This window comes from Actinomadura sp. CNU-125 (assembly GCF_001942465.1).
Classification (GTDB): Bacteria; Actinomycetota; Actinomycetes; order Streptosporangiales; family Streptosporangiaceae; genus Spirillospora.
Genome location: NZ_MKJY01000346.1, coordinates 1 through 4,542, shown reverse-complemented (window position 1 = coordinate 4,542; position 4,542 = coordinate 1). Strand labels below are relative to the sequence as shown.

The 4,542-nt window shown below is 73.7% G+C and carries 4 protein-coding genes; all 4 read left to right on the top strand.

All coding sequences use genetic code 11. From position 1 onward, the window contains the following. Positions 1–37 precede the first annotated feature (37 nt). Positions 38–1,147 carry a (3,5-dihydroxyphenyl)acetyl-CoA 1,2-dioxygenase DpgC gene (gene dpgC / locus BJF79_RS32785; protein ID WP_262402882.1) on the top strand — a complete coding sequence of 370 codons (1,110 nt, stop codon included), beginning with the start codon at positions 38–40 and terminating at the stop codon, positions 1,145–1,147. After that, positions 1,144–2,175, top strand: coding sequence for an enoyl-CoA-hydratase DpgD (gene dpgD / locus BJF79_RS32780; protein WP_143220529.1), 1,032 nt, complete (start codon positions 1,144–1,146; stop codon positions 2,173–2,175). The genes dpgC and dpgD overlap by 4 nt, the downstream gene beginning before the upstream one ends. 45 nt (positions 2,176–2,220) lie before the next feature. Further along, positions 2,221–2,475: an MbtH family protein gene (locus tag BJF79_RS32775; protein ID WP_075903284.1), complete on the top strand. Its 255-nt coding sequence runs from the start codon at positions 2,221–2,223 to the stop codon at positions 2,473–2,475. A 32-nt stretch (positions 2,476–2,507) separates the two neighbouring features. Beyond that, positions 2,508–4,542: ABC transporter ATP-binding protein (locus tag BJF79_RS32770; RefSeq protein ID WP_262402881.1), on the top strand; the 2,035-nt coding region annotated here is incomplete at its 3' end.

The window sequence follows — 4,542 nt, the reverse complement described above, 5'->3', positions numbered from 1 at the left end:
GGTTCATGGTCGCGCACCCGCCGTTGTCTACGACGTCCTGACCGCCGGGCGGACCCGCGACCTGCGGATCGACGCGCTGGTGGAGGCCGCGGCGGACACGTTCCCGGGGCTGGTGCCGACGGCGGCGCGGATCGCCGCCGAACGCACCCGCGCGCAGGCCGACAAGGAGGGCCTGGAGATCGACCAGGGGATCTTCCTGCGCGGCGTGCTGCGCTCCCCGGTGGCGGGCCCGCACCTGCTCGACGCGATGCTGGCGCCGACCGAACGGGCGCTGGACCTGCTGCCGGAGTTCGCCCGGACGGGCACGGTGGACATGGAGGCCGTCCGGCTGGAGCGCCGCGACGGGGTGGCGTACCTGACGATGTGCCGGGACGACTGCCTGAACGCCGAGGACGAACGCCAGGTCGACGACATGGAGACCGCGGTCGATCTCGCGCACCTCGATCCGTCCGTGGGCGTGGGCCTGCTGCGCGGCGGCGAGATGAGCCACCCGCGCTACCGGGGGCGCCGGGTGTTCAGCGCCGGCATCAACCTGAAGCGGCTGCACGCGGGGGAGATCTCGCTGGTCGGTTTCCTGTTGCGCCGCGAGACGGGCTACATCGCCAAGCTGGTGCGCGGCGTGCGCGTCCCGTCCGGCGCGGACGAGCCGGACGGTTCGGCGTGGCAGTGGCCGACCGTGGACATGCCGTGGGTCGCGGCGGTGGACGCGTTCGCGATCGGCGGCGGCATGCAGCTGCTGCAGGCGTTCGACCACGTCATCGCCGAGGCGGGCGCGTACCTGAGCCTGCCCGCCGCGCAGGAGGGCATCATCCCGGGCGCGTCGAACTACCGGCTGACCCGCGCCACCGGCCCGCGGCTCTCCCGGCAGATCATCCTGTCGGGGCGGCGGATCCGCGCCGCCGAGCCGGCCGCGGCGACGCTGGTGGACGAGGTGGTGGAGCCGCCGGAGATGGACGCGGCCATCGAGCGGAGCCTGGACCGGATGCGCGGCCCCGCGGTCGTCACCAACCGGCGGATGCTGAACCTCGCCGACGACCCGCCGGAGGAGTTCCGCCGGTACATGGCGGAGTTCGCCCTGCAGCAGGCGCTGCGGATCTACGGTCAGGACGTCCTGGCCAAGGTGGGCCGCTTCGGGCGTCCCGCGTGAGCGCCGCGAGCACCGGCACCGACGTCGACGCCGAGGGCCCGCGCGTCCGGTACGTGAAGAAGGACCACGTCGCGTACGTGACGCTGGACCGTCCGGCCGTCCTCAACGCGATGGACCTGCGCACGCACGAGGAGCTGGCCGCGGTGTGGGACGACGTCGAGGCGGACGACGCCGTCCGCGTCGCCGTCCTGACCGGTGCGGGAGACCGCGCGTTCTCGGTCGGGCAGGACCTGAAGGAGCGCAGCCGGCTGAACGCGGCGGGCGCGCCGCCGACGACGTTCGGGAGCCGCGGGCAGCCGGGCTGGCCGCGGCTCACCGAGCGGTTCGCGCTGACCAAACCGGTCGTGGCGCGGGTGAACGGGTACGCCCTCGGCGGCGGCTTCGAGCTGGCGCTGGCCTGCGACGTCATCGTGGCCGCCGAGCACGCCGAGTTCGGGCTGCCGGAGGTGCGGCTCGGGCTGGTGCCCGGCGCGGGCGGCGCGTTCCGGCTGGCCCGGCAGATCCCGCTGAAGGCGGCGATGGGCCACCTGCTCACCGGCCGCCGGATGACGGCGGCGCGGGCGCTGGAATTCGGGCTGGTGAACGAGGTCGCGCCCGCGGACGGGCTGGACGAGCGCGTCGCGGCGTGGACCGACGACCTGGTGCGGGCCGCGCCGCTGGCGGTGCGGGCGATCAAGGAGGCGGTGCTGCGGTCCGTCGACATGCCGCTGGAGCAGGCGTTCGCCACCCGCTACGTGTGGGAGGAGCGCCGGATGCACAGCCGGGACGCGGTGGAGGGCCCGCGGGCGTCGCGGAGAAGCGCGAGCCGCGCTGGTCGGCGGGGTGACCCGCCGGCCGTAGTACAGGACCCCGCGGTGCGGAGCCCACCGGACGTCCCGGTGGGCTCCGCGCCGTTGCGGGGCCGCCGCGGCACCCGGCCGAGAACTGCGCGAAAAAAGGCGGCCGTCCAACCGGAAAATTGCACGGTTGGACGGTCGCGCGTCCATTTTCTGACGCCTTGTAGCGACGTGTCGGCCTCATTATCGTGACGCGTGAAATGGATGGGCCGGTTTCTGAATCCGCAGGGAGAGATCATGGCCAACCCGTTCGATGACGAGAACGGACGATTCCTCGCGCTGATCAACGACGAGGGCCAGTATTCGCTGTGGCCCGCGTTCGCCGACGTCCCGGAAGGCTGGGAGATCGCGCACCCCGAGGACTCCAGGCAGGCGTGCCTGGACCACATCGAGGCGAACTGGACGGACATGCGGCCGCGCAGCCTCGTCGAGGAGATGCGCGAGTACGAGGCGGGCCGCGAGCGGGCCGAACCCGAGAAGACCTCGTCGTGATCGGCGGCCCGGGACCCGTGATGATCCGCGGGATGGGGGGCGAGGAGGTGACCCGGCAGCGGGTCCGTCCCGGCACCTTCCGGCGGATCCTGCCCTACGTCCGGCCGTACCGCGGCCTCGCGCTCGTCCTGCTGACGGTCACCGTCCTGGGGGCGGGGATCACGGTGGCGATCCCCCTGCTGTTCAAGGTCATCATCGACGACGGCGTGATCCCGCGCGACACGTCGGTCGTGGTGCAGGTGGCGGTGGCCGCGGCCGTCCTGTCGCTGGTGGACGCGCTCGGCAAGCTCGCGGCGGCGCGGCTGTCCGGCCGGATCGGCGAGGGCCTCATCTACGACCTGCGCACGAAGGTGTTCCGGCACGTCCAGCGGCAGCCGCTCGCGTTCTTCACCCGCGCGCAGACGGGCGCGCTGGTCAGCCGGCTCAACACCGACGTCATCCAGGCGCAGCAGGCCGTCACCTCGCTGCTGTCGATGGCCGTGCCGAGCGTGCTGACGCTGCTGCTGGTGCTCGGCACGATGTTCTACCTGTCGTGGCCGATCACGCTGGTGGCGCTGCTGGTGCTGCCGCTGTTCCTGCTGCCCGGACGGCTCGTCGGGCGCCCCCTGCAGCGGCTCACCCGCGAGTCGATGCACCAGGACGCCGAGATGGGATCGCTCATGCACGAGCGGTTCAACGTGACGGGCGCGCTGCTGGCGAAGCTGTACGGCCGCCCGGACGAGGAGTCGGAGCTGTTCGCGCGGCGCGCCGCGCGGGTCCGCGACATCGGCGTGGTGACGTCGGTGTACGCCGAGCTGATGCTGATCTCGGTGATGCTGCTGGCGTCGCTGGCGACGGCGCTGGTGTACGGGCTGGGCGGCGCCCTGGTGATCGACGGCGCGGTGCAGATCGGCACGCTGGTGGCGATGGCGACGCTGCTGACCCGGCTGTTCGCGCCGCTCAACCAGCTGTCCGGCATGCAGGCCGACGCGATGACCGCGCTGGTCAGCTTCGACCGCGTCTTCGAGGTCCTGGACCTGGAGCCGCTGATCGCCGAGCGCCCGGACGCGCGCCCCGTCGCCGCCGCGAAGCTCACCGGCACGAACGGCGCCGGTCCGGACGGCGACGCGACGGCCCCCGAGATCACGTTCGACGGCGTCGCGTTCCGCTACCCGTCGGCCGCCGACGTGTCGCTGGCGTCGCTGGAGTCGATCGCGCTGCCGGCACCGGACCGGGTGGAGAACCCGCCGGTCCTGCGGGACGTCTCGTTCACCGCGCCGGCGGGCCGGATGACCGCGCTCGTCGGGCCGTCCGGCGCGGGCAAGACCACGATCACGCACCTGGTGCCGCGGCTGTACGACGTCGAGTCGGGCGCCGTCCGGATCGGCGGGCAGGACGTCCGCGACCTCACCCTCGACTCGCTGCGCGAGACGGTCGGGATGGTCACGCAGGACGCCCACCTGTACCACGACACGCTGCGCGCCAACCTGCTGTACGCGCGCCCGGACGCCACCGAGGACGACATGCGGGAGGCGTGCGAGGCGGCGCGGATCTGGGACGTGATCGACGCGCTCCCCGAGGGCCTCGACACGGTGGTGGGCGAGCGCGGCTACCGGCTGTCGGGCGGCGAGAAGCAGCGGGTCGCGATCGCGCGGCTGCTGCTCAAGGCGCCGCCGGTGGTGGTGCTGGACGAGGCCACCGCGCACCTGGACTCGGAGTCGGAGGCGCAGGTGCAGCGCGCGCTGCGCACCGCGCTGCGGGGCCGCACCTCGCTGGTGATCGCGCACCGGCTGTCCACGATCCGGGAGGCGGACCAGATCCTGGTGGTGGACGACGGCCGGATCATCGAACGCGGCGTCCACGAGGAACTGCTCGACGCGGGCGGCCTGTACGCCGAACTGTGCCGGACGCAGTTCGCGGCGGCCCGTCCCGACCCGGACCGGGGCCGCCTCCCCGAGCCCGCCGTCGCGGCGCCCCCGGCATGGTCATGGGCCCGCCGCCCGGGATGGGCCCCCACATGGGCCCCGCCCCCCGGCCCCGGCATGGGCCCGCCGCCGGGCCCGGGCATGGGCCCGCCGCCCGGCCCGG

Excerpts from the sequence above, each read along its gene's own strand:
- BJF79_RS32775 (WP_075903284.1), top strand. The coding sequence starts at position 2,221 with ATGGCCAACCCGTTCGATGACGAGAACGGACGATTCCTCGCGCTGATC.